This is a genomic window from Petroclostridium sp. X23 (assembly GCF_030013905.1).
In the GTDB taxonomy this organism is placed as follows: Bacteria; Bacillota; Clostridia; order SK-Y3; family SK-Y3; genus X23.
The window spans coordinates 2,452,566-2,474,656 of record NZ_CP124862.1 but is presented as its reverse complement, the minus strand read 5'-3'; the positions used below and the strand labels follow the sequence as shown (position 1 = coordinate 2,474,656).

The 22,091-nt window shown below is 38.9% G+C and carries 17 protein-coding genes and 1 tRNA gene; 16 read left to right on the top strand and 2 right to left on the bottom strand.

Going from position 1 to position 22,091, the window contains the following annotated elements:
* Positions 1–4: 4 nt before the first annotated feature.
* Positions 5–1,087, top strand: a complete 1,083-nt coding sequence (gene disA / locus QKW49_RS11735) for a DNA integrity scanning diadenylate cyclase DisA (protein ID WP_282867717.1) — start codon at positions 5–7, stop codon at positions 1,085–1,087.
* Positions 1,088–1,188: 101 nt separating this feature from the next.
* Here disA and QKW49_RS11730 read toward each other — a convergent pair whose 3' ends face one another.
* Complete coding sequence (locus tag QKW49_RS11730) at positions 1,189–1,587, bottom strand: DUF1573 domain-containing protein (RefSeq protein ID WP_282868127.1); 399 nt, start codon at positions 1,585–1,587, stop codon at positions 1,189–1,191.
* 280 nt (positions 1,588–1,867) lie between these two features.
* On the opposite strand from QKW49_RS11730, the gene QKW49_RS11725 reads away from it, so the two are divergent.
* The 6 genes from QKW49_RS11725 to QKW49_RS11700 all read left to right on the top strand — a co-directional run bounded on the left by QKW49_RS11725 (position 1,868) and on the right by QKW49_RS11700 (position 13,689).
* Complete coding sequence (locus QKW49_RS11725; RefSeq protein WP_282867716.1) at positions 1,868–2,134, top strand: TM1266 family iron-only hydrogenase system putative regulator; 267 nt, start codon at positions 1,868–1,870, stop codon at positions 2,132–2,134.
* A 121-nt stretch (positions 2,135–2,255) separates the two neighbouring features.
* Positions 2,256–3,089, top strand: coding sequence for a diaminopimelate epimerase (dapF, locus tag QKW49_RS11720; RefSeq protein WP_282867715.1), 834 nt, complete (start codon positions 2,256–2,258; stop codon positions 3,087–3,089).
* A gap of 246 nt (positions 3,090–3,335) precedes the next feature.
* A complete protein-coding gene (locus QKW49_RS11715) occupies positions 3,336–4,571 on the top strand; it encodes an LL-diaminopimelate aminotransferase (RefSeq protein ID WP_282867714.1) in 1,236 nt (411 codons plus the stop codon).
* A gap of 460 nt (positions 4,572–5,031) precedes the next feature.
* A complete protein-coding gene (gene gdhA / locus QKW49_RS11710; RefSeq protein WP_282867713.1) occupies positions 5,032–6,381 on the top strand; it encodes an NADP-specific glutamate dehydrogenase in 1,350 nt (449 codons plus the stop codon).
* Between the two features lie 1,194 nt (positions 6,382–7,575).
* Positions 7,576–12,174, top strand: coding sequence for a glutamate synthase large subunit (gltB, locus tag QKW49_RS11705; protein WP_282867712.1), 4,599 nt, complete (start codon positions 7,576–7,578; stop codon positions 12,172–12,174).
* Between the two features lie 30 nt (positions 12,175–12,204).
* A complete protein-coding gene (locus QKW49_RS11700; protein WP_282867711.1) occupies positions 12,205–13,689 on the top strand; it encodes a glutamate synthase subunit beta in 1,485 nt (494 codons plus the stop codon).
* Positions 13,690–13,833: 144 nt separating this feature from the next.
* Here QKW49_RS11700 and QKW49_RS11695 read toward each other — a convergent pair whose 3' ends face one another.
* Positions 13,834–14,325, bottom strand: a complete 492-nt coding sequence (locus QKW49_RS11695) for a hypothetical protein (protein WP_282867710.1) — start codon at positions 14,323–14,325, stop codon at positions 13,834–13,836.
* A gap of 483 nt (positions 14,326–14,808) precedes the next feature.
* Between QKW49_RS11695 and glnA the strand changes: the two genes are divergently transcribed.
* The 9 genes from glnA (at position 14,809) to QKW49_RS11650 (ending at position 22,077) form a co-directional block, all read left to right on the top strand.
* The gene (gene glnA, locus QKW49_RS11690; protein WP_282867708.1) at positions 14,809–16,140 is read left to right on the top strand and encodes a type I glutamate--ammonia ligase; all 1,332 of its coding nucleotides are present in this window, start codon (positions 14,809–14,811) and stop codon (positions 16,138–16,140) included.
* 38 nt (positions 16,141–16,178) lie between these two features.
* Positions 16,179–16,751 (top strand): ANTAR domain-containing protein, encoded by a 573-nt coding sequence (locus tag QKW49_RS11685; protein ID WP_282868126.1) that lies wholly within the window; start codon positions 16,179–16,181, stop codon positions 16,749–16,751.
* 136 nt (positions 16,752–16,887) lie between these two features.
* Positions 16,888–17,226, top strand: coding sequence for a P-II family nitrogen regulator (locus tag QKW49_RS11680; RefSeq protein WP_282867706.1), 339 nt, complete (start codon positions 16,888–16,890; stop codon positions 17,224–17,226).
* A 33-nt stretch (positions 17,227–17,259) separates the two neighbouring features.
* Positions 17,260–18,573 carry an ammonium transporter gene (locus tag QKW49_RS11675; protein ID WP_282867705.1) on the top strand — a complete coding sequence of 438 codons (1,314 nt, stop codon included), beginning with the start codon at positions 17,260–17,262 and terminating at the stop codon, positions 18,571–18,573.
* A gap of 164 nt (positions 18,574–18,737) precedes the next feature.
* Positions 18,738–19,946, top strand: a complete 1,209-nt coding sequence (locus tag QKW49_RS11670; protein WP_282867704.1) for an MFS transporter — start codon at positions 18,738–18,740, stop codon at positions 19,944–19,946.
* A 138-nt stretch (positions 19,947–20,084) separates the two neighbouring features.
* Positions 20,085–20,160, top strand: a tRNA-Lys gene (locus tag QKW49_RS11665).
* A 258-nt stretch (positions 20,161–20,418) separates the two neighbouring features.
* Complete coding sequence (locus tag QKW49_RS11660) at positions 20,419–20,844, top strand: hypothetical protein (protein WP_282867703.1); 426 nt, start codon at positions 20,419–20,421, stop codon at positions 20,842–20,844.
* Entirely contained in the window at positions 20,823–21,041 is a 219-nt protein-coding gene (locus QKW49_RS11655) for a type II toxin-antitoxin system HicA family toxin (RefSeq protein ID WP_282867702.1), read from the top strand. Before QKW49_RS11660 ends, QKW49_RS11655 begins: the two co-directional genes overlap by 22 nt.
* 460 nt (positions 21,042–21,501) lie before the next feature.
* Positions 21,502–22,077: a DUF2202 domain-containing protein gene (locus tag QKW49_RS11650; protein ID WP_282867700.1), complete on the top strand. Its 576-nt coding sequence runs from the start codon at positions 21,502–21,504 to the stop codon at positions 22,075–22,077.
* The last annotated feature ends 14 nt before the right edge of the window (positions 22,078–22,091 follow it).

The following is a 22,091-nucleotide window of genomic DNA, read 5'->3' as shown; positions in this document are numbered from 1 at the left end:
TCATATGCGGGATGAAAGAATGAAAGGGAATGCACTAATGGAAGCGTTAAAGGTAGTTGCTCCCGGTACATCTTTCAGAGAAGGATTGGAAAGTATTTTAAGAGCGAAAACCGGTGCGCTGATTGTAATAGGTGATTCTTCTCAGGTGATGGATATCATAGATGGCGGCTTTACCATTAATAAAGAGTTCACACCGGCACATCTGTATGAGCTTGCGAAAATGGATGGAGCGATCATATTAACCAGAGATATAAAGAAGATTCTGTTTGCAAATGCACAGCTTGTACCTGATCCATCTATAGACACATTTGAGACAGGAATACGGCACCGGACAGCCGATAGAGTGGCAAAACAAACCGGAGAGCTGGTGATCTCCATATCTCAACGCCGCAATATTATTACGATATATAAAGGACACAACAGATATGTTTTGAAAGATGCGGGCAGTATTTTAGTTAGAGCAAATCAGGCACTTCAAACTTTGGAAAAGTATAAATCCGTATTGGATAATGCGATGACAAATCTAGGTGTCTTGGAATTCGAAGATATGGTTACACTCTATGATGTGGTGGTGGTACTACAGAGAACGGAAATGGTAATGAGGGTAGTATATGAAATTGATAAATACATCTGTGAGCTGGGATCAGAGGGACGGTTGGTTAGTATGCAGCTGGAAGAGCTGGTAAATCATACTGAGCAAGATGGTGCGCTGGTAATACGGGATTACTACGTTCCGATGGAAGGAAAGACAGCCGAGGATATCGTGCGGCAAATTCATTGCTGCACACAGGAAGAGTTGCTGGACTTTTCTTTCTTGTGTCGCGCGTTGGGTTACTATGGAGGTATGAGTATATTGGATGCTGCTGTGGGCTGCCGCGGATATAGGATGCTTAGCAAAGTGCCACGGGTACCGGCTTCGGTCATTGCGAATCTGGTAAATAAATTTATAGATTTCCAAGGTATTTTAAACGCTTCCATAGAAGAGTTGGATGAAGTAGAGGGCATCGGAAATGTAAGAGCAAGAACCATCAAAGAATCTCTTGAAAAGATTCAGCAGCAGCTTCTTACCGATAACCGTAACATATAAGAAAGCAGATAAAAGACCAAATCTTCTATCTGCTTTAAAAATATGATTTTTATAAATAACAATAAACCTGTAAGGTATAGGATTCAACTATCGACCATTCACTATCTTAAGTTGTATTTTCCAAGCACTTTTACCCTATCAAGTTCTTTTATTAGAATATCATACATATTCAGATCTAATATATTACATAATGAGGCCAAATAAAATAAATTGCGTCCCATTTCTTTTTCTATCATGTCTCTGCAATTTTCGCATAATGTCCCTTCCAGATGTGTTGACAGGTTACTCCGGACTTCATCAAAATCTGCATCTTCAGGAAAAAGTTGTTTTTCTGCATTTATTTTTATGCAGCTGCATTGTGTAACAGCCTTAATAATAGAACGGTTTACACGTGCGTTAGAATCTTGAAACTTAGTTAAAGAATCAAGAATACTTTTGTTCCTTACCAGCAGCTCTTGTACTGTATATTGAAATTCATCACTTAGTATGTCTTTTACCATCATTTTCCCTCCTCAGATTCTATCCTTTTCCAATTTCTAATATTATTATACTTATAGCTGCGGCAATTTGTCAACGCATTAGTAATAATTGCACTAATTTTCCAATAAATAAAAGAACAATGAGCGGATAATAAATTATAGTAATATCGGACAGCATATGTATGGGTACTAGTATACCTAAGTGAGGAACAGATTGTTTAAAATAAATTGACATGTTATAATATTGACTACTGAATATATGAGATGTTTAAGGATATCTCTGGTTGATGGAGGCAGAAAAATGACAGAGCAAAGCAAAAAAAACGAAACGAGAATTGCGGTAGTTGGCATTATAGTTAGTAATAGAGAAGATGAAGCAAATAAAGTCAATGAAATCCTTTCCAATTATGGTCATCTTATTGTAGGCAGAATGGGATTGCCGTATAAAGATAAAGGAATATCTATCATTTCTCTGATTGTAGATGGGACAAATGATGATATCGGCGCTATGACCGGTAAACTAGGGAATATAAAAGGGGTAAAAGTGAAATCGGTAGTGACCTATTAATATTAAAAAATGTGAAAGTTTAAGGGGTCAATCTTGCAAAAATCGGGCCGTCCGAATTGACATTTTCCAATAGATGTTATAATATAAATACATAATTAAGTAATTGTAAGGAGGGATGATATTGAAGTTTACTAAGATGCAGGGGATCGGAAACGATTATGTATATGTAAATTGTTTTGAAGAAAAAGTTGCAAATCCGTCGGAGGTTGCGATTAAAATAAGTGATAGGCATTTTGGCGTGGGTTCTGACGGATTGGTACTCATTATGCCGTCAGCTGCTGAAGACTTTAGGATGAGGATGTTTAATTCCGATGGTTCGGAAGCTGAAATGTGTGGGAATGCTATTCGGTGTGTTGGTAAGTTTGTCTATGATAATGGTCTAACTAATAAAGATACTATTTCGGTAGAGACATTGGCGGGAACGAAAATTCTTCAAATGGAAGTGGAAAATCGCCAAGTGAAAACCGTAAAAGTGGACATGGGAGAGCCTATCTTAATACCTGATCAAATACCGGTAGTACATGCAAAAGAAAAATTTGTTAATGAGGACGTTGAAGTAGACGGTCAAATTTATAAATTTACCTGTGTATCTATGGGGAATCCTCATGCGGTAACCTATATGGAGGATATAGATAAGCTTAAAATAGAAGAAGTTGGTCCGAAATTTGAGCATCATAAGATTTTTCCAAAGAGAACCAATACCGAGTTTGTAGAAGTCATGGATAGGCAGACATTGAAAATGAGGGTATGGGAAAGAGGTGCCGGTGAGACACTAGCATGCGGTACAGGTGCATGTGCGGTACTGGTTGCATCGGTGATGAATAATATTAGTGACCGAAAAGCAACCGTCAAGCTCATCGGAGGGGATTTATTCATCGAATGGAATGAGCAGGATAACCATGTATATATGACAGGGCCTGCGACAAAGGTATTTGATGGGGAAATAGAAGAGTAAGCAGTGAATAGTGAATAACGAATAGTGAATAATGTACAATGAACAATGTACAATGGACAATATAAGAAGATGTGAAGAAAGTCAGATTTCCGAACAATTTAGCACTTTATTATGACTGCGGTCCTGTCACCGCTCGTGTTAGATTAAAAGTGGTTCACCGTTCATGGTTCACAGAAAAGCGCTTAGAAATTCTGTGAACTGTGAACCGTAAACAGAAAATATATTTTAAGGAAGGAATGATTTACAGTGGCATTAGTGAATGAGAATTATTTAAAGCTGCCTGGCAGTTATTTATTTGCGGAGATTGCAAGAAGGGTTAATGCTTTCCAGAAAGACAATGCGGAAGCAAAGATTATTAGATTGGGAATCGGGGATGTTACCAGACCACTTCCTGAAGCAGTAGTTTCCAATCTGCATAAAGCGGTTGATGAAATGACAGACGCTGAAACGTTTAGGGGATATGGCCCGGAACAAGGCTATCAATTCCTGATTGAAAAGATTATACAATGTGATTATGCTGCGCGCGGTATCAAACTGGATACCGATGAAGTATTTGTGAGTGATGGCTCTAAGAGTGATACCGGTAATATTCAGGAGATATTCGGAGCAGAGAATATCATTGCTGTGACTGATCCGGTCTATCCTGTTTATGTAGACACCAATGTGATGGCCGGCAGGTCAGGTGAATTGAACGATCAAGGAAAATGGAGCAAGATCGTATATATACCATGTACCGCAGAAAACAATTTTATACCTTCACTTCCCAGCGAAAAAGTAGATATCGTTTATTTATGTTTTCCTAATAATCCCACCGGTACCACCATCACCAAGGAAGAACTAAAAAAATGGGTGGATTATGCGAAGGCCAACAAGGTGATTATACTTTACGATGCAGCTTATGAAGCATATATCCAAGAGGATGATGTGGCGCACAGCATTTATGAGATAGAAGGTGCCAAAGAAGTTGCAATTGAATTCAGAAGCTTTTCAAAAAATGCAGGTTTTACCGGAACCCGGTGTGCATTTACCGTTGTACCTAAGGAAGTGGCGGCGTACACAAGTACCGGTGCCGAGGTGCAGTTGAATAAATTATGGAATAGAAGACAAACTACCAAGTTTAACGGAGTACCCTATATTATTCAACAAGGAGCTGCTGCCGTTTATTCCGAAGAAGGACAAAAGCAAATCAAGGCATTAATCAGTTACTATATGACGAATGCAAAAATCATTCGGGAGGGTGTTGAAGCATTAGGCCTGCAGGTATTTGGCGGAGTGAATGCACCGTATATCTGGCTGAAAACACCGGCGGGTTTGGATTCATGGGCATTCTTTGACAAGCTGCTCAGTGAAGCAAATGTAGTTGGAACACCTGGAGTAGGTTTTGGTCCGAGCGGACAGGGATACTTTAGATTGACTGCATTTGGCAGTAAGGAGAACACTGAAGAGGCAGTTCAAAGATTAAAGAACAGATTACAGTTGTAGAACATATGAGAGACCTAATGTACTGTTTGAAAAACACTACATGGGTCTTTTTTTTTGTAAGAAAAATACAAATATAAAACGCCGGTATGTTTGGTGTGTTATTTTTATGCATGTAAATATTCAAAATGACCAATATTTTGCAAGTTTTCTTGCATTAATTGCAAAATATATTGCAAAAAAAGTAGAAGATACATATGCATATATAATGTATTAGAACTGTAAATATTAGTTATATTTGATTTTGCGCATTTTTTCCAATATTAAATTTGAAGTAATGTATATTACGGTTTTGAAATTTTGAGAAAAAAATGTTGCAAATTTTTATTAATTACAATATAATTATACTAACGTGTTGCAAGCTTATATTATTGGCTATGTAATATAAGTTTTGATCAGTCCGTTTGGGGAAGCGGGCAAAGTCAGCAAACCAACAATACTAAATTATAGGGGGTAAATCTAAATGACTTTTAAAAATGCTTATTTAGCAGAAGTAATGGAAACAGTAATTAAAAGAAACCCAGCTGAGCCTGAATTTCATCAGGCGGTAAAAGAAGTATTGGAATCGCTGGAGCCGGTTGTAGAGAGACATCCGGAGTTCGTAAAAACCGGTATCATTGACAGGATGGTTGAACCTGAAAGAGTTATATACTTTAGAGTACCATGGGTAGACGATAGTGGCAAGGTTCAGGTAAACAGAGGGTTTAGAGTACAGTTTAACAGTGCTATTGGTCCATATAAGGGTGGTTTGAGATTCCATCCATCCGTTTACGCAGGTATTATCAAATTCTTAGGTTTTGAGCAAGTCTTTAAGAATTCCTTAACCGGACTTCCTATCGGTGGTGGTAAAGGTGGTTCGGATTTCGATCCTAAAGGTAAGTCCGACCAAGAAGTGATGAGATTCTGCCAAAGCTTTATGACAGAGCTTCAGCGGCATATTGGTGCAGACACTGACGTTCCTGCAGGGGATATCGGTGTAGGCGGACGCGAAATTGGTTATATGTATGGACAATATAAGAGACTAAGAAATGAATTCACCGGTGTTTTAACAGGTAAAGGCTTAACTTATGGCGGAAGCCTTGTAAGAACTGAAGCCACAGGATATGGCTTATGCTACTTTACAGAAGAAATGATGAATGCTGCCGGTAAGTCCTTCAAAGGTTCGACAGTTGTCATTTCCGGTTCCGGTAATGTTGCTATCTATGCAACTGAAAAGGCTTATCAATTAGGGGCTAAGGTTGTCGCTTTAAGCGATTCCAGCGGTTATATATATGACCCGGAAGGAATCAAACTTGATACAGTTAAGCAGATTAAAGAAGTAGAAAGAAAAAGGATTAAAGAATACCTCAACTACCATCCGAATGCAGAGTATTTCGAAGGATGTGGCGGTATATGGTCGATCAAGTGTGATATTGCTCTTCCATGTGCCACTCAGAATGAGCTGGATGAAGAAGCTGCAAAGGCACTTGTTGCAAACGGATGCTTTGCCGTTGCAGAGGGTGCTAACATGCCTTCAACCCCAGAAGCTGTTGAAGTGTTCTTAAAGAACGGTGTTCTTTTTGGACCTGCTAAGGCTGCCAATGCCGGCGGTGTTGCAACATCAGCCCTCGAGATGTGTCAGAATAGCATGAGATATTCATGGACATTTGAAGAAGTAGATGCTAAATTGAAGAATATCATGGTAGATATTTATAAAAATTCAGCTGCTGCAGCAAAAGAATACGGTCATGAAGGAAACTTTGTTGTAGGTGCCAATATTGCCGGATTCATGAAAGTTGCAAAGTCCATGTATGCACATGGAATTGCATATTAAGATCTAAGATATATGAAGTAAATGCGATAAAAAGTTTTGTGTTATGCAAACTTATTGCTGGATAATGCTCTGACTGTTCCATAATAGTGTGCGTTTATGAACATAAACTATGTTTAATATGTTGCTTATGCAATTTGTTGAGAGTAAAGTTGCATAAGTAATAAAAGAGGTATTGCATTTTCTTTAATTGTATAATATAATGAAGTTAAGTAAAGTTTAATATGCAAAGAACAATGGCGTTCTCAATCGTTCTCTTATGGGGAATTTGTTTGAGTGCGCCTTTTTTATTAACTATTGTTATGTCTTAATATTGTTGAATTTTCTAAAGTTTTAAAATCCTATGTATAGGATCGGATATTAAGATTAATATATAGGAGTTATGAAAAAAATCGAATATAGCACATAGAGAAAATCGAACTTGGGGACTGTCCCTGCTGTTTGCCTGGTTTTGGCATAACAGAGGGACTGTCCACATGTTTGATTTTCGAACGGTTAAGCACCTTTTCACAGCCTCTTAATATGAAGTAAATACAAAATGCGATAAGAGATTTTCTGCATTATAAAACTCTTGTAGAATGATGCTTTTGTTGTGTCGTGATGATGTATAAATATGAACATAGACTACGTTTAATATGTTTTTGCAATTCGCGAAGGAGAAAATTGCAAAAAAAGCAAAAAAGGTATTGATTTTTCGTTAATTATATAATATAATGAAGTCAATTAGAGTTTAATATGCAAAAGAACAATGGCGTTCTCAATCATTCTCTTTTAGAGAATTTGTTTGAGTACGCTTTTTTTATTAGCTTTAACCGTTGTTTTATTGGTCATTATAGTGTGATATCCCGGCATCGCATTATGATTTAGACAGTCAGCGGTCACTCGTGACAGTTGATTTACTCCCTATAAAGGCAATTAGTTCAAGATTGGTTTTGAACTTGCTGCCAAAGCATAATTCCCTATAATGATATCGGTATAGCCAAAGCCGGGACCGATATCACCATAAAGTTAACCTATAATAGCGATGATGTTATTATTTAAAATTGTTTGTATATGTTTTACAAATAAGGATATATATCATAGCTGTTATTGAGAGTAGATTTCATAACAGCTATTTTGCTTCCTATTGATGTTTTACTCCGAGCTCCAAATGCCGAGCTCCGAGCTAATATAATAAATATAGAAAGGTTGGCCATTATGAATCATCTTGGAATACCAAAAAAGCAGGGGCTTTATGACCCAGGCTTTGAACATGATGCCTGCGGTATTGGTTTTGTGGCGAATATAAAGGGGAAGAAGTCACATGAGATCATACGTCAAGCAATAACAATACTGATAAACCTGACTCATCGTGGTGGGTGTGGTTGTGAAACCAATACAGGTGACGGCGCCGGTATATTGCTTCAGAATCCGCATAGCTTTTTTGTAAAAGTATGTGCAGAGAATGGGATGAAGCTTCCTGAGGAAGGACAATATGGCGTCGGAATGCTTTTCCTATCGCCTAATGTTGAGGAAAGAGAAGCATGTGAAAAGCACCTGGAAAAAATCGTTCAAGAAGAAGGACAAAGTGTTATCGGGTGGAGAACGGTTCCTACCAATGACTCTTCATTAGGTAATACTGCAAAGGCTGTAATGCCTTATGTAAGACAAATTTTTATCAAGAAGGATGAAAATGTTAAAGATCAGCTTTCATTTGAAAGAAAACTTTATATTATTCGTAAGCGTGCAGAAAAAGAAATTCGTCATTCCGACATGAAGGGTGGAGAGTATTTCTTCTTTACAAGCCTTTCTTCCCGTACTATCGTATATAAGGGAATGTTGACGCCGGAACAGGTGGACGAGTTTTATCCTGATTTATTGGATGAAGATATGCAAACAGCGATTGCGCTTGTGCATTCACGGTTCAGTACCAATACTTTCCCAAGTTGGGAGAGAGCACATCCGAATCGTTATATTATACACAATGGTGAAATCAATACTTTACGTGGAAACGTGAACTGGACTCATGCCAGAGAAGCGATGTTTGAATCAGACTTATTTGGTGAGGACATGAAAAAAGTGATTCCTGTTGTTGATCAGGATGGCAGTGACTCAGCGATGCTGGACAACTATATTGAATTGCTCACACTGGCAGGTCGTTCTTTACCACATGCCGTGATGATGGCTATTCCTGAGCCATGGGAGAATCATGAAAGCATGAGCGACGAAAAAAGAGCTTTTTATGAATACCACAGTTGTATGATGGAACCATGGGATGGCCCTGCAGCGATCGGCTTTACCGATGGCACATATGTAGGGGCGGTATTGGACAGAAACGGTTTAAGACCTTCAAGATATTATGTAACAAAAGATGATATGGTTATTTTATCGTCGGAAGTAGGTGTTTTAGATATTGATCCGGCGAATGTTCTGAAGAAAGAAAGACTTCATCCGGGTAAAATGTTCCTAATTGATACAAAAGAAGGACGTATTATCGAAGATGAAGAATTAAAGAATAGCATTGCTGTACAGCAGCCTTACCGTGAATGGTTAAATGAGCACCTTGTTGAGTTAAAGGATTTACCTGATGTTGAACATGGACGTTTAGAAGAACATCAATCGGTTCTTAAAAGACAAAGAGCATTCGGGTATACTACTGAAGAATTAAAAGTGCTTATCGGGCCAATGGCAAAAGACGGAATAGATCCGATCGGAGCAATGGGTACCGATATCCCGTTGGCGGTCTTATCCGACAAGCCACAGCTTTTGTACAATTACTTTAAACAGCTTTTTGCGCAGGTAACCAATCCGCCTATTGACGCACTGCGTGAGGAATTGATTACATCTTCTATCACCATGATCGGTTCGGAAGGGAATTTGCTTCAACCGGGGCCAAGAAGCTGCAGACAGATTAAATTAAAGACTCCTATTCTTAGCAATGAAGAGTTGGAAAAACTAAGAAGAATTACTAGAGAAGGCTTTAAGGCAACAACTCTTCCGATTCTGTTTAATGCGGCGGAAGGCGGCATAGGATTGGGAAAAGCGATGGAAGAGTTGTTCCAATCTGCAAATAAAGCAATCGATGACGGATATAATTTCTTAATACTATCCGATAGAGGTGTAGATGCTGAGAAAGCACCCATCCCGGCGCTGTTAGCAGTTGCGGGTCTGCATCATTATCTCATTCGTGAAGGAACAAGAATGAAAGTGAGCTTGCTGCTCGAATCAGGCGAACCGCGCGAAGTACATCATTTTGCTCTTTTACTGGGATATGGTGTGAGTGCGATTAATCCGTATTTGGCATTTGAAACAATAGAAGATATGATTGAACACGACCTTCTAACGGATATCACTTATAAAGATGCGATTTATAAATATATTAAAGGAGCTACCAAGGGTGTTGTAAAAGTAATGTCCAAGATGGGGATTTCAACCATACAGAGTTATCAAGGCGCACAGATTTTCGAAGCGTTGGGTATTGATAGTGCAGTAATTGATAAATACTTTACATGGACACCATCCCGAATTGGCGGTGTTGGCATTGAACAGATTGCTCAAGAAGCAAAAATGCGTCACGAGAGTGCTTTTGCCGAGCGTCAGGCGGATGTAAAAAATCTGGAGAGCGGCGGAAATTATCAATGGAGAAAAGATGGAGAATATCATCTTTTCAATCCGGAATCAGTGCATAAGCTTCAGCACGCGTGCAGAACAGGTAACTATGAACTGTTCAAAGAATATACCGGATTAATTAATGAGCAGGCTCAAAGTCACTGCACCATTAGAGGTTTATTGGATATGAAAATGGTAGAGCAGCCGATTTCTATCGATGAGGTAGAATCCGTTGAGTCTATCTGTAAAAGATTTAAAACCGGTGCGATGTCTTACGGTTCCATCAGTAAGGAAGCGCATGAAAGTATAGCAATTGCGATGAACCGTATAGGCGGAAAGAGCAATACCGGTGAAGGCGGAGAAGACCCTGAAAGGTTTATTCCGGAGGCGAATGGAGATTCAAAATGTAGTGCGATCAAACAGGTTGCGTCAGGACGTTTTGGGGTTACAATCGAATATTTGGTAAATTCCAAAGAGATTCAGATTAAAATGGCACAAGGAGCTAAACCGGGTGAAGGCGGGCAACTGCCGGGTAGAAAGGTATATCCGTGGGTTGCAAAAGCAAGATATTCTACACCGGGTGTAGGATTGATTTCACCGCCTCCGCACCATGATATCTATTCCATTGAAGACCTTGCACAGTTGATTCATGACTTAAAAAATGCAAACAGAGGTGCAAGAATTACGGTTAAGTTGGTATCTGAAGTGGGTGTAGGAACTATTGCAGCAGGTGTTGCAAAAGGCCGTGCCGATGTTGTACTCATCAGCGGTTATGATGGTGGTACCGGAGCATCACCAAGAACCAGCATACGTCATGCCGGACTTCCTTGGGAGTTAGGTGTTGCTGAAACACACCAAACGCTGTTGATGAACGATTTGAGAAGCAGGATTACCGTTGAGACCGACGGAAAACTTCTCACCGGTCGTGATGTAGCGATTGCCGCATTGCTTGGTGCCGAAGAGTTTGGCTTTGCGACAGCTCCACTGATTGTTCTGGGCTGCGTCATGATGAGGGTATGTCACTTAGATACATGTCCTGTAGGGGTTGCTACTCAAAATCCGGAGCTGAGAAAGAAATTCATGGGTAAACCGGAACATGTAGAAAACTTCATGAGATTTATTGCCCAGGATTTACGTGAGTGGATGGCTAAAATGGGCTTTAGAACAATAGATGAAATGGTTGGCCGTGTAGATAAGCTGATGCCTAAGAAAGCTATTGACCATTGGAAGGTTAAAGGCGTAGATTTATCCGCACTGCTTTATACACCTGAAGTAGGAGAAAATGTAGGAAGATATTGTACCATGAAGCAGGACCATGAACTGGAAAAGTCTTTAGACTACAACTCCTTACTTGAAATATGCAAACCTGCATTGGAATCAGGAAAACCGGTGGAAGCGATATTGCCTATAAAAAATACAAACCGTGTGGTTGGAACGATTTTGGCAAGTGAGATCGCCAAGAAGCATGGACTAAAAGGTTTTGATGAAGATACTATTAAGCTTTACTTTAAAGGTTCAGCGGGTCAAAGCTTTGGGGCTTTTGTTTCCAAAGGTGTAACCATGAAACTTGAAGGTGACAGCAACGATTATATCGGTAAAGGCTTATCCGGTGGTAAACTTATTGTAGTGCCTCCGAAAGAGTCTACCTTTGTACCTGAAGACAATGTTATCGTCGGTAACGTTGCATTCTATGGCGCTACAGCAGGGGAAGCCTATATCAGAGGAAGCGCCGGAGAACGTTTCTGTGTGAGAAACAGCGGTGTGTATGCAGTTGTTGAAGCAGTAGGCGATCACGGATGCGAATACATGACAGGAGGACGCGCGGTGATTCTGGGGTCAACCGGAAGAAACTTTGCGGCAGGTATGTCAGGGGGGATCGCATATGTGTACAATGAAAACGGAAAGTTTAAAGAAAACTGTAACAAAGAAATGGTTTATTTGGAAGACCTGCAAGATGAAGAAGATGCTCAAGAACTAAAAGATATGATTACCAAGCATGCAAACTATACTGAAAGTACGGTTGCAAAGCGGATCCTTGAAAACTGGGATGAAATGGTGAAAAAATTTGTTAAAGTAATACCTAAGGATTATAAAGTGGTACTTCAAGCGCTTAAAAGAGTACAAAGTGCCGGCTTGAGCGGCGAAGAAGCCATGATGGCTGCTTTCCAAGAAAATAATCGTGATATGGCACGTGTAAGTGGAAACTAAGCTGCAATCACAAGAAATGGAGGACATGAGATGGGTAAACCAACAGGATTTATGGAATATACACGTGAACTGCCTGTAGATCGTGCACCTTCCGAAAGGATTGGTGATTGGCAGGAGTTCCACGACCATTTTAATGAAGAAGAACTGCAAAAGCAAGGCGCGCGGTGTATGGATTGCGGAATACCATTCTGCCACAGCGGTATGCTGCTAGCCGGAATGGCATCGGGCTGTCCTATTAACAACCTGATCCCTGAATGGAATGATTTGATCTATAAAGGGATGTGGAAAGAAGCCCTTAATAGGCTTCTTAAGACCAACAACTTTCCGGAATTTACCGGAAGAGTTTGTCCGGCACCTTGTGAAGGATCATGTACATTGGGGATGTTGGAGCCGGCAGTTACTATCAAAAATAATGAGTGTCATATCATTGATAGAGCCTTCGAAGAAGGCTGGGTAGTAGCGGAACCCCCTAAGGTACGTACAGGAAAGAAAGTGGCAGTAGTTGGGTCCGGACCTTCAGGTCTGGCCTGCGCTGCTCAATTAAATAAAGTAGGACATTCGGTAACAGTATATGAGCGGGCTGACCGTATCGGCGGCTTGTTAATGTATGGTATTCCTAATATGAAGCTGGATAAGGGCATCGTGCAGAGAAGAGTAGACCTAATGGCTGAAGAAGGAATTACTTTTGTTACCAATACGGAGATCGGTAAGGATTATCCTGTAGAAAAACTGAAATCTGAGTATGATGCCTTAGTTTTATGTTGTGGATCTACCAATCCTAGAGATTTGGCAGTAGAAGGCAGAGAGTTAAGCGGTGTATACTTTGCAATGGAATTTTTGAAGGCCAATACAAAGAGCCTTCTTGACTCCAATCTTGAAGATGGCAACTATATCAGTGCAAAAGGAAAAGATGTCATTGTTATCGGTGGCGGAGATACCGGAACAGACTGTGTAGGAACATCTATCCGTCATGGCTGCAAGAGTGTGGTACAGCTTGAAATTATGCCGAAGCCGCCGGAAGAACGTACACCTGATAACCCATGGCCGCAGTGGCCCAAGATCTATCGTATGGACTATGGTCAGGAAGAAGCTGCGGAGTTGTACGGTAAAGACCCGCGTGAATATTGCATCATGACCAAGAAAATCGTCGGTGATGAGAACGGTGCGGTTAAAGAAGTACACACTGTAAATATCGAATGGGTTAAGGATGCACAAGGCAGATTTAGTCCGAAAGAGATTGAAGGGTCAGAAAAAGCATGGCCTGCACAATTAGTACTCTTGGCGATGGGATTCACCGGTCCGGAAGATACTGTTGTATCACAGTTAGGACTTGAGAGTGACGCTCGTTCCAATGTAAATGCAGCTTATGGTAAATTTGCTACAAATATAGAAGGTATATTTGCAGCCGGTGATATGCGTCGCGGACAGAGTCTTGTAGTATGGGCAATCAATGAAGGCCGTGCTGCAGCAAGAGAATGTGACAAATATTTAATGAGTTCAACAAACTTAAAATAATTAGATTTAAATTTCAATAGAAATAAAAAAACATGGTACCGATTAAGGTGCCATGTTTTTTTCATGACTAAAATAATAAAGAAACAGATTTTACTATAACGGGTAGCCGCTATGGGGCGGCCATTGGCCGTCCGCATATGTAATTTACATGATAATATCCTGCTGAGGTTCTTTACTTAGCATAGGAGATGCATTTCTTAAGTTGAATATATAGATAGGCCCCATGAAGAACAATATAAAACTTAAGACAGTCATCAACGTAGCTTTATCACCCTTATACATCTTGAAGAGTTGATACGTGACGAAGATATTAAAAACAAAATACGCTAAACCCAGCAACCACCCGATCACTGGGATGCCTGATAGAACTATCATAGCCAGGGTTGCTACCGGTAAAACAATTTCAAGCCTGCTGATGGTGTAATCAGCAATCTTGATTTCCTTAAGGATCTTCCCAATAATGTAAAGCTGGAGTATGGGGATCCAGGCGAACCATTCGTTTTCCAGTTGTTGATTTTTTGCCATCCCATAGAGTCCTATTGCAAACAAGACATATAGTACGATGCCGATGATAAATAAAAACAACATGAAGACTCCAAGCACTGCAAACAGCATTGATAAATTGTTCATGTCCATATGTATAATCCTTCCTTTCTAAAATATTTATGGTAAAATTATATAATATCTTTATAATATATTCAATAAATAATTGGAAGATACCTGATGTTTGTAAATACTATTATAATTGTACATGCTTGTAAATGCATATTGAAATATTTATTGATTCAAAATTCTAATACTTTATATACAATTTACAATATATATGCACTAAAAATGAAATTTTTCATAAGATAAATTGCAAAATATTTATAATTTTCTATTGCATTTTTTTAAAATTATGATATAATAGAATCAAGTTAAAGCATTACCAATATATTTAATAATTATTGGAACAATGACGTTCTTTAAAGATAATCTTAAAAGTTGTCTTTAAGTAGGAACGTCTTTTTGTATTTAATTCTATTTTACTAGATATGAAATGTATAAAATAGGGAATGAATAATAATCAGTAGTTAATCGTTATTATTTATAGACCATGATGAAAGGGGTTTGATATGCATGTCAGACTATACCAAAGAAGATGTAATGAGAATGGTGAAAGAGCAGGATGTCAAATTTATTAGACTTCAGTTTACGGATATTTTTGGAACTTTGAAAAATGTAGCTATCACATCAAACCAATTGGAAAAAGCGTTAAGTAATCAATGCATGTTTGACGGTTCATCAATTGAAGGATTTGTAAGAATTGAAGAATCAGATATGTACTTAAGACCCGACCCAACTACTTTTAGTATTTTTCCTTGGCGACCACAGCCCGGAAGAGTAGCAAGAATGATTTGTGATGTATATAACCCTGATGGTACTCCATTTGAAGGAGACCCTAGATATATTCTAAAAAAAGTCGTTAAAGAAGCGGCCGATATGGGTTATACATTTAACGTGGGACCGGAATGTGAGTTCTTCCTATTCTTGACCGATGAGAATGGAAATCCTACAACCATTACCCATGATAATGCAGGATATTTTGATTTAGGACCTATTGATCTTGGTGAAAATGCAAGAAGAGATATGTGTCTGATGTTAGAAGAAATGGGTTTTGAGATTGAAGCATCCCATCACGAAGTTGCAAGAGGACAACATGAAATAGATTTTAAATATTCCGAAGGGGTGCAAACCGCCGATAACATTATGACATTCAAGCTGGTAGTAAAGGCCATGGCGCAGAGACATGGATTGCATGCAACATTTATGCCTAAGCCGATATTCGGAATCAGTGGTTCAGGAATGCATACCAACATGTCACTTTCTAAAGATGGCATAAATGTATTTTATGATCCGGATGATGAGCTAGGCTTAAGTAAAATCGCATATAATTTTATTGCCGGTATTTTAAAGCATGTAAAGGCAATGGCAGCAATCACAAATCCGACTGTGAATTCATATAAAAGATTGGTGCCGGGGTATGAAGCACCCGTTTATGTTGCTTGGTCTGCTAAAAATAGAAGTCCCTTAATAAGGATTCCTGCAACAAGGGGAGCAGGTACTCGTGTCGAGTTGAGAAATCCTGACCCTTCATGCAATCCTTATCTTACACTTGCAGTCGCATTGGCAGCGGGATTAGATGGGATAAAGAACGATTTAAAGCCTCCGGCCAGCATCGAAAAAAATATTTATGAAATGGACGCTGCCGCCAGGGATAAATATGGTATAGATAGTCTCCCGGAAAGTCTGGAGGAAGCTATTCTGCAGCTGAAAAACGATGAGTTAATGAAAGCGACGCTTGGTTCTCATACTCACGCAAGATATATAGAAGCAAAATTAATTGAATGGGATGATTATAGAACAAAGGTTCATCAGTGGGAAATTGATCAGTATCTCACCAAATATTAACTCGATCTTTATTGAGGGATGATGGGGGAGTGTTGGTGATGAGCCGTGCAGATATAATTGTTTCAATAAATAATATGGAGTTGGGAAGTCGTATAAGAAACGTGCTCATACAAAGCGGACTCAATGTTCTGGATGTTTGTAATTCTGGAAATGAGGCTATCAGAAGAGTTCGGATGTTAAGACCGGATGTTCTGATTATCAACTATGAGCTTCCCGATACTACAGGTTTTGAAGTTGGAAAGATCGTAGCGGGAGATGGTTTGTGTACTGTGATAGTGCTAACAAATCAGAGTCAGAAGGAAGATATTGAAGGTTCAGCAGGCCATTTGGATATTATTTGTCTAAACAAACCGCTGAATAAGACAACATTAATTTATACTATTGATATTGTTTTACGAAGTAAAAGAAAAGTCAAGAAGCTAGAAGACGAAGTAAATGAATTGAAGAAAAATCTTGAATCGAGAAAATTGATTGACAGAGCAAAAGGTCTTTTAATGGAAAAGATGGGACTTCCGGAGCCGGAAGCCTATAGAAGGATTCAAAAACAAAGCATGGACAGCGGAGTTCCAATGAAAGATATCGCAAAGATCATAATAGATACAATGCAATAATCAGTAACTTGTAATACCCACTACCCGTAAATTTCATAGCTCGTTGATGAGCATATATTATTATGTTGGCTAAGGCGCCGGTGTTTATTCACGGCGTCTTTTCTTATATAAAAAATAAAGGAGAGGTGTGTTATTTATGAAAAAGCTTGAAATTATTATCCGCCCGGAAAAAATGGAGGAGCTGAAAGAAGTTCTTGACAAAGCAGGGATAAAGGGAATGATGGTATCCACCGTGATGGGATGCGGGAACCAAAGAGGAATAAAAGAAATGTATAGGGGTGCAGAGCTTACCATTAATTTACTGCACAAAATAAAAGTAGATATTATAATTCCTGATGCCTCCGTAGAAGGAATTATTAAGAAAGTAAGAGATACGATGAATACCGGCAATGTAGGTGATGGTAAGATATTTATCTACGATGTAGAAAATGCGATAAGAATTAGAACAGGAGAAACTGGAGACGCAGCATTATAAGCTATGAATAAATGAGATGAAAGGGTGTTTTAAATGTCAAGAAGAGTGTTAGTGTTACTTTTGATAATGAGCATAGTATTACTACCTGTAGTTGCTTTTGCAGCCGACGAGGCTTTAACACCGGAAGGTGTGCAAAACGCGTTGGATACAATTTGGGTACTGATCGCAGCATTCCTGGTATTCTTTATGCAAGCAGGTTTTGCGATGGTAGAAGCCGGATTCACAAGAGCAAAGAATGCAAGTAATATTATTATGAAGAATTTAATGGACTTTTCTATAGGATCAATTACATTTTTTGTTGTAGGCTTCGGAATCATGTTTGGTGATGACTTAATGGGATTCATCGGTACTACCGGTTTTCTAAATCCGGATACTATTGATCTTGGTCTAAATATACCAATGCCTGCCTTTATCATCTTCCAAACCGTATTTGCTGCAACTGCAGCGACTATCGTGTCAGGAGCTATGGCTGAAAGAACGAAGTTTGCTTCTTATGTTGTATATAGTGCAGTTATTACCATCATCATTTATCCTGTCGTTGGTCACTGGACATGGGGAGGCGGCTGGCTTTCAAGCTTAGGATTTATAGACTTTGCAGGATCAACCGTTGTACACTCGGTAGGTGGATGGGCAGCATTGGTTGGTGCAGCCATTATCGGGCCTAGAATAGGGAAATACGGTGCTGATGGTAAGGTTTACGCAATACCTGGCCACAATATTACTTTAGGTGCGTTAGGTGTATTCATCCTCTGGTTTGGATGGTTCGGATTCAACCCTGGTAGTGAATTAGCTGTTGACGCAGCAGTTGCAAGTATTGCAATGACTACCAACTTAGCAGCAGCAGCAGGGGCATTAGTAGTTATGATTATTACATGGATAAAATATGGAAAGCCCGATGTAAGCTTAACACTAAATGGTGCTCTAGGAGGATTAGTTTCAATTACAGCAGGTTGTGCGGCGGTAAGCATGTGGGGTGCCCTTGCAATTGGTGCAATTGCCGGAGTCGTTATCGTATACGGAATAGAATTTATTGATAAAGTATTAAAGATCGATGATCCTGTAGGTGCTGTAGGCGTTCATGGATTATGCGGTAGTGTTGGAACAATTCTTGTTGGTTTATTCGCAGTAGAAGGCGGATTGTTCTACGGCGGCGGTGTGAATCAATTATTGGTTCAATTGGCTGGTGTAGCTGCTGTAGCGGCATGGACTCTAGGCACCACATTCGTGCTGTTCTCTGTGATTAAGAATACAATGGGATTGAGAGTTACTAAACAAGAAGAAGAAATGGGACTCGACCATGGTGAGCATGCTACCCAAGCATACGCAGATTTTGTATTAAAAATCTAAGATATAATTTAATAGTAAAAAGGAGTTCATCAGAATATTCTGATGAACTCCTTTTTTGTTGTAATGCTGCATAAGATGGTATATAATAATCGTTGTGTTTACTGAAGGATTTAGTAGAGTGTATAAACTGTCCGGTAAATAGAATCAATATCTGGGGGTTGAGTATGATAAAAAGAGTACTAAATCATTATAATAAGGATTTTCTTTTGTTCATTTTATGCAGTATGTTTATAGGCATAGGAATGGGAATATATGATACAACATTTAATAATTTTTTAGATAAAACTTATGATATTACTGCGTTTATGAGAGGGTTAACAGAGTTCCCAAGGGAGTTTCCGGGATTCTTTGTTGTTCTGATATCTTTTTCGGTATTCCACTTTTTGGGAGATATAAGATTAGCTATCTTTGCTAATATTGTTGCCGCGGTGGGATTTATGGGCATGGGTTTCTTTTCACCGAGTTATGGGGTTTTAATGGCTTGGCTTTTCATTCAGAGTTCGGGCGTTCATATATATCTGCCGTTGACTTCCAGTATCGGGATGTCTCTATCAGATGGCAAAAAAGATGGAAGTGTTTTAGGTACTTTTCAGGCCATTACCACAGCAGCTACTGTTGTAGGATGCAGCATCATATGGCTGGGTTTCAGATATATGAACTTTAGCTATCAGATTACCTTTACTATTGCTGCGGTTGCAATGGCCTGTGCGGCAGTTGGTTTCATGTTTATGACACGAAGCGTCTATCAACCTCGCAAAACGAAAGTGCTATTAAAAAGAAAGTATTCGCTGTTTTATTGGCTGAATATATTATACGGCGCAAGAAAACAGGTATTCATGACTTTCGGGCCTTGGGTGCTGATAAAAATTTTTAATCAGGATGTGGAGATTTTCGCCATATTAGGTATTGTAGGGTCCATGGTCGGGGTTTTCTTCAAGCCTATGCTAGGGAAGCTTATCGACCTATTAGGAGAAAAATTAATATTGGCAGCCGAAGCGGTAATTTTAGTATTTGTATGCATAGGATACGGCTTTTCTGAAAAAATGGGATTGGGCAGCTATGGGATCTATCTGGCATATGTATGCTTTATTATTGACCAAATGCTGATGGGGGTAAGTATGGCAAGGGCTACTTATGTTAAAAAGATTGCAGACGAACCGGGAGATATATCACCAACCATTGCAATGGGAGTGAGTATTGACCATGCAGTAGCGATGACAATGCCTTTTATAGGAGGTATCGTTTGGACCCGCTTCGGGTATGAGTATGTTTTTCTCTGTGCTGCTGCCATTGCAGTGATTAATTTTATCTCTGTGCTGCGTATTAAAATTCCTACACAACGGCCGGCAGATGTTGTTGAGAATGCAGCATAGGAAGAGAAATTATAAATATTCAGTACTTTTTTTTGAAAGTTATCTATAAAAAGTCAAATTTTATCTTGACATAATTCAGGTTATATAGTATCATAAATACCTGTGACGCACAGGAATTCCCAGCGTCACATTATATTTGGGCCATTAGCTCAGTCGGCAGAGCACTTGACTTTTAATCAAGGTGTCCCGCGTTCGAGTCGCGGATGGCTCACCATGGAAACCGCTTATCTGTAGGGATAGGCGGTTTTTTGTTATGTGGGAATTAGTTGGTAATTTATTCCGTGTGCCAATTTCGTGCCAATCTATTTGGAAGAATAAGTACACGAGGACAAAAGCAAGTAAAAATAAATAAAAGCTGTGGAGATAACCGTTGACTGTTGAATATTTTTTTTACTTTTTCATATAATGAAATGTACATAATTGACGTTGTGTACATTTTGTTATATAATGGAGGTGTGAGGAGATGAATAATATGTTTACGATTAGTGCAACTGAGGCGAGAAAAGAATGGAGTAGTGTAATCGATACTGTTGTACGTGAAAAGCCTGCATTTGTTACAAGAACAAGAGATTTAATTATACTGAGCAATTTACAAACGATGGAGGCTTTACTTGAGAGGTACTCTTTCACGGCCGAGGAATTTATTGAGGACAACGGAAGTGTTACTCTTTCATTAAATGAGATTGATTTAGTGGTTAACTCCGAAACAAAAGAAAAAGCAGTGCTAATGTTAGCTGAAGAATTGAAAGAGTATGCTGAGGAATATTACAATGAGTTTAATTTCTGGAGTAATGCGCCCAACAGAAAATCACATTTGCCGTATGTTCTTAAAGTTTTGTTGCTTGATGATATTAATAAAATAGGAGCAACTGTAAAATGCCAACCTGGAAAGAATTAAAGCGTTTTTGTGAGCGTGATGGATGGGAATTATACAAAGAAACAGACCACTATTTTTACAGAAAAACTGATGATAACGGCAATATCAGAAGAACAAAGGTTTCGAAAGGTACTGGTGAGATTTACGGTAATGTGTGGAGAGAAATATTAAAAAAACAGCTAGGCATTACAATGGAAGAATTTAATAAAAAAATATAAATAAATTTTAATCAAAAACGTCGGTGTTTATAAATCCTAAACAACGTTTTTTTATTTATCATCACAGGTGTCCCGCGTTCGAGTCGCGGATGGCTCACCATGAAAACCTTCTATCTGTAGGGATAGAGGGTTTTTCGTTGTGTGGATATTTATTGAGGTAATTAAAATCGTGCCAATTTCGTGCCAATCTTGGCACATGAATAAATACCGAGAAATAAAAATATACACCAATAAATAAATTTTATAGATATTGAAAGATACTCTTGGGATAATCATTCGAGTTTAAAAAGAAAGCCTTGAAAACAGGATATAGGCTAAGAAAAGCAAGAGTAGCTTCTAAATCAGTTTGCAGAAAGTTCATAAAATAACATATAATTTACCATATTTTTGTCACAATTCAGCGGTATAGTATAAATAACAAAATCATTAAATTAAAATTTTTAAAAGGAGATGTATGGTAATGAAAAAATCATTAGTAGCATTTGTAACAATTAGTTTGCTGGGAATTATGATTTTTGGCACAACGGTTTTGGCAGCCGGAGAGGATTTTGGTGCTAGAGGTGCAAGTTTACAAGAGAGTTATTCGCTTGAAGAAATGCTGAAGTATGCGGTTCAAGATGAATATCTTGCCCGAAGTGAGTATCAAAAGATCATGGATACATTTGGGACACAAAGACCATTTTCCAACATTATAAAGTCTGAAGAGCAGCATATATCGTTATTGAAGCCGCTATTTGAAGTATATGACATTGAGTTACCGGAAGATACTGCAAATGATTACGTCATTATACCAGCTAGTATTAACGAAGCGCTTGAAACCGGGGTGCAGGCTGAAATTGCAAATATAGCAATGTATGAAAAGTTCTTAAAACAAGAATTGCCTGTAGATGTCAGAAGTGTTTTTGAAAGATTAAAGAATGCATCTGAAAATCATTTGAGAGCTTTTAAAAACGGAGTAGATAGAGAAGATGGCAGTAGAGGTAACAATCAAGGTCAAGGCAAGTGGAGACAAGGAAGAATACAAAGTGGTGGCTGAGGTAGAAATTAATC

Coding starts and splice junctions, on each gene's coding strand:
- glnA (WP_282867708.1), top strand. CDS start 14,809: ATGTCAGACTATACCAAAGAAGATGTAATGAGAATGGTGAAAGAGCAG.
- QKW49_RS11660 (WP_282867703.1), top strand. CDS start 20,419: ATGTTTACGATTAGTGCAACTGAGGCGAGAAAAGAATGGAGTAGTGTA.
- QKW49_RS11675 (WP_282867705.1), top strand. CDS start 17,260: ATGTCAAGAAGAGTGTTAGTGTTACTTTTGATAATGAGCATAGTATTA.
- QKW49_RS11730 (WP_282868127.1), bottom strand. CDS start 1,587: ATGGTAAAAGACATACTAAGTGATGAATTTCAATATACAGTACAAGAG.
- QKW49_RS11685 (WP_282868126.1), top strand. CDS start 16,179: ATGAGCCGTGCAGATATAATTGTTTCAATAAATAATATGGAGTTGGGA.
- QKW49_RS11670 (WP_282867704.1), top strand. CDS start 18,738: ATGATAAAAAGAGTACTAAATCATTATAATAAGGATTTTCTTTTGTTC.
- gdhA (WP_282867713.1), top strand. CDS start 5,032: ATGACTTTTAAAAATGCTTATTTAGCAGAAGTAATGGAAACAGTAATT.
- QKW49_RS11655 (WP_282867702.1), top strand. CDS start 20,823: ATGCCAACCTGGAAAGAATTAAAGCGTTTTTGTGAGCGTGATGGATGG.
- QKW49_RS11680 (WP_282867706.1), top strand. CDS start 16,888: ATGAAAAAGCTTGAAATTATTATCCGCCCGGAAAAAATGGAGGAGCTG.
- QKW49_RS11650 (WP_282867700.1), top strand. CDS start 21,502: ATGAAAAAATCATTAGTAGCATTTGTAACAATTAGTTTGCTGGGAATT.
- QKW49_RS11700 (WP_282867711.1), top strand. CDS start 12,205: ATGGGTAAACCAACAGGATTTATGGAATATACACGTGAACTGCCTGTA.
- disA (WP_282867717.1), top strand. CDS start 5: ATGCGGGATGAAAGAATGAAAGGGAATGCACTAATGGAAGCGTTAAAG.
- QKW49_RS11725 (WP_282867716.1), top strand. CDS start 1,868: ATGACAGAGCAAAGCAAAAAAAACGAAACGAGAATTGCGGTAGTTGGC.
- gltB (WP_282867712.1), top strand. CDS start 7,576: ATGAATCATCTTGGAATACCAAAAAAGCAGGGGCTTTATGACCCAGGC.
- QKW49_RS11695 (WP_282867710.1), bottom strand. CDS start 14,325: ATGGACATGAACAATTTATCAATGCTGTTTGCAGTGCTTGGAGTCTTC.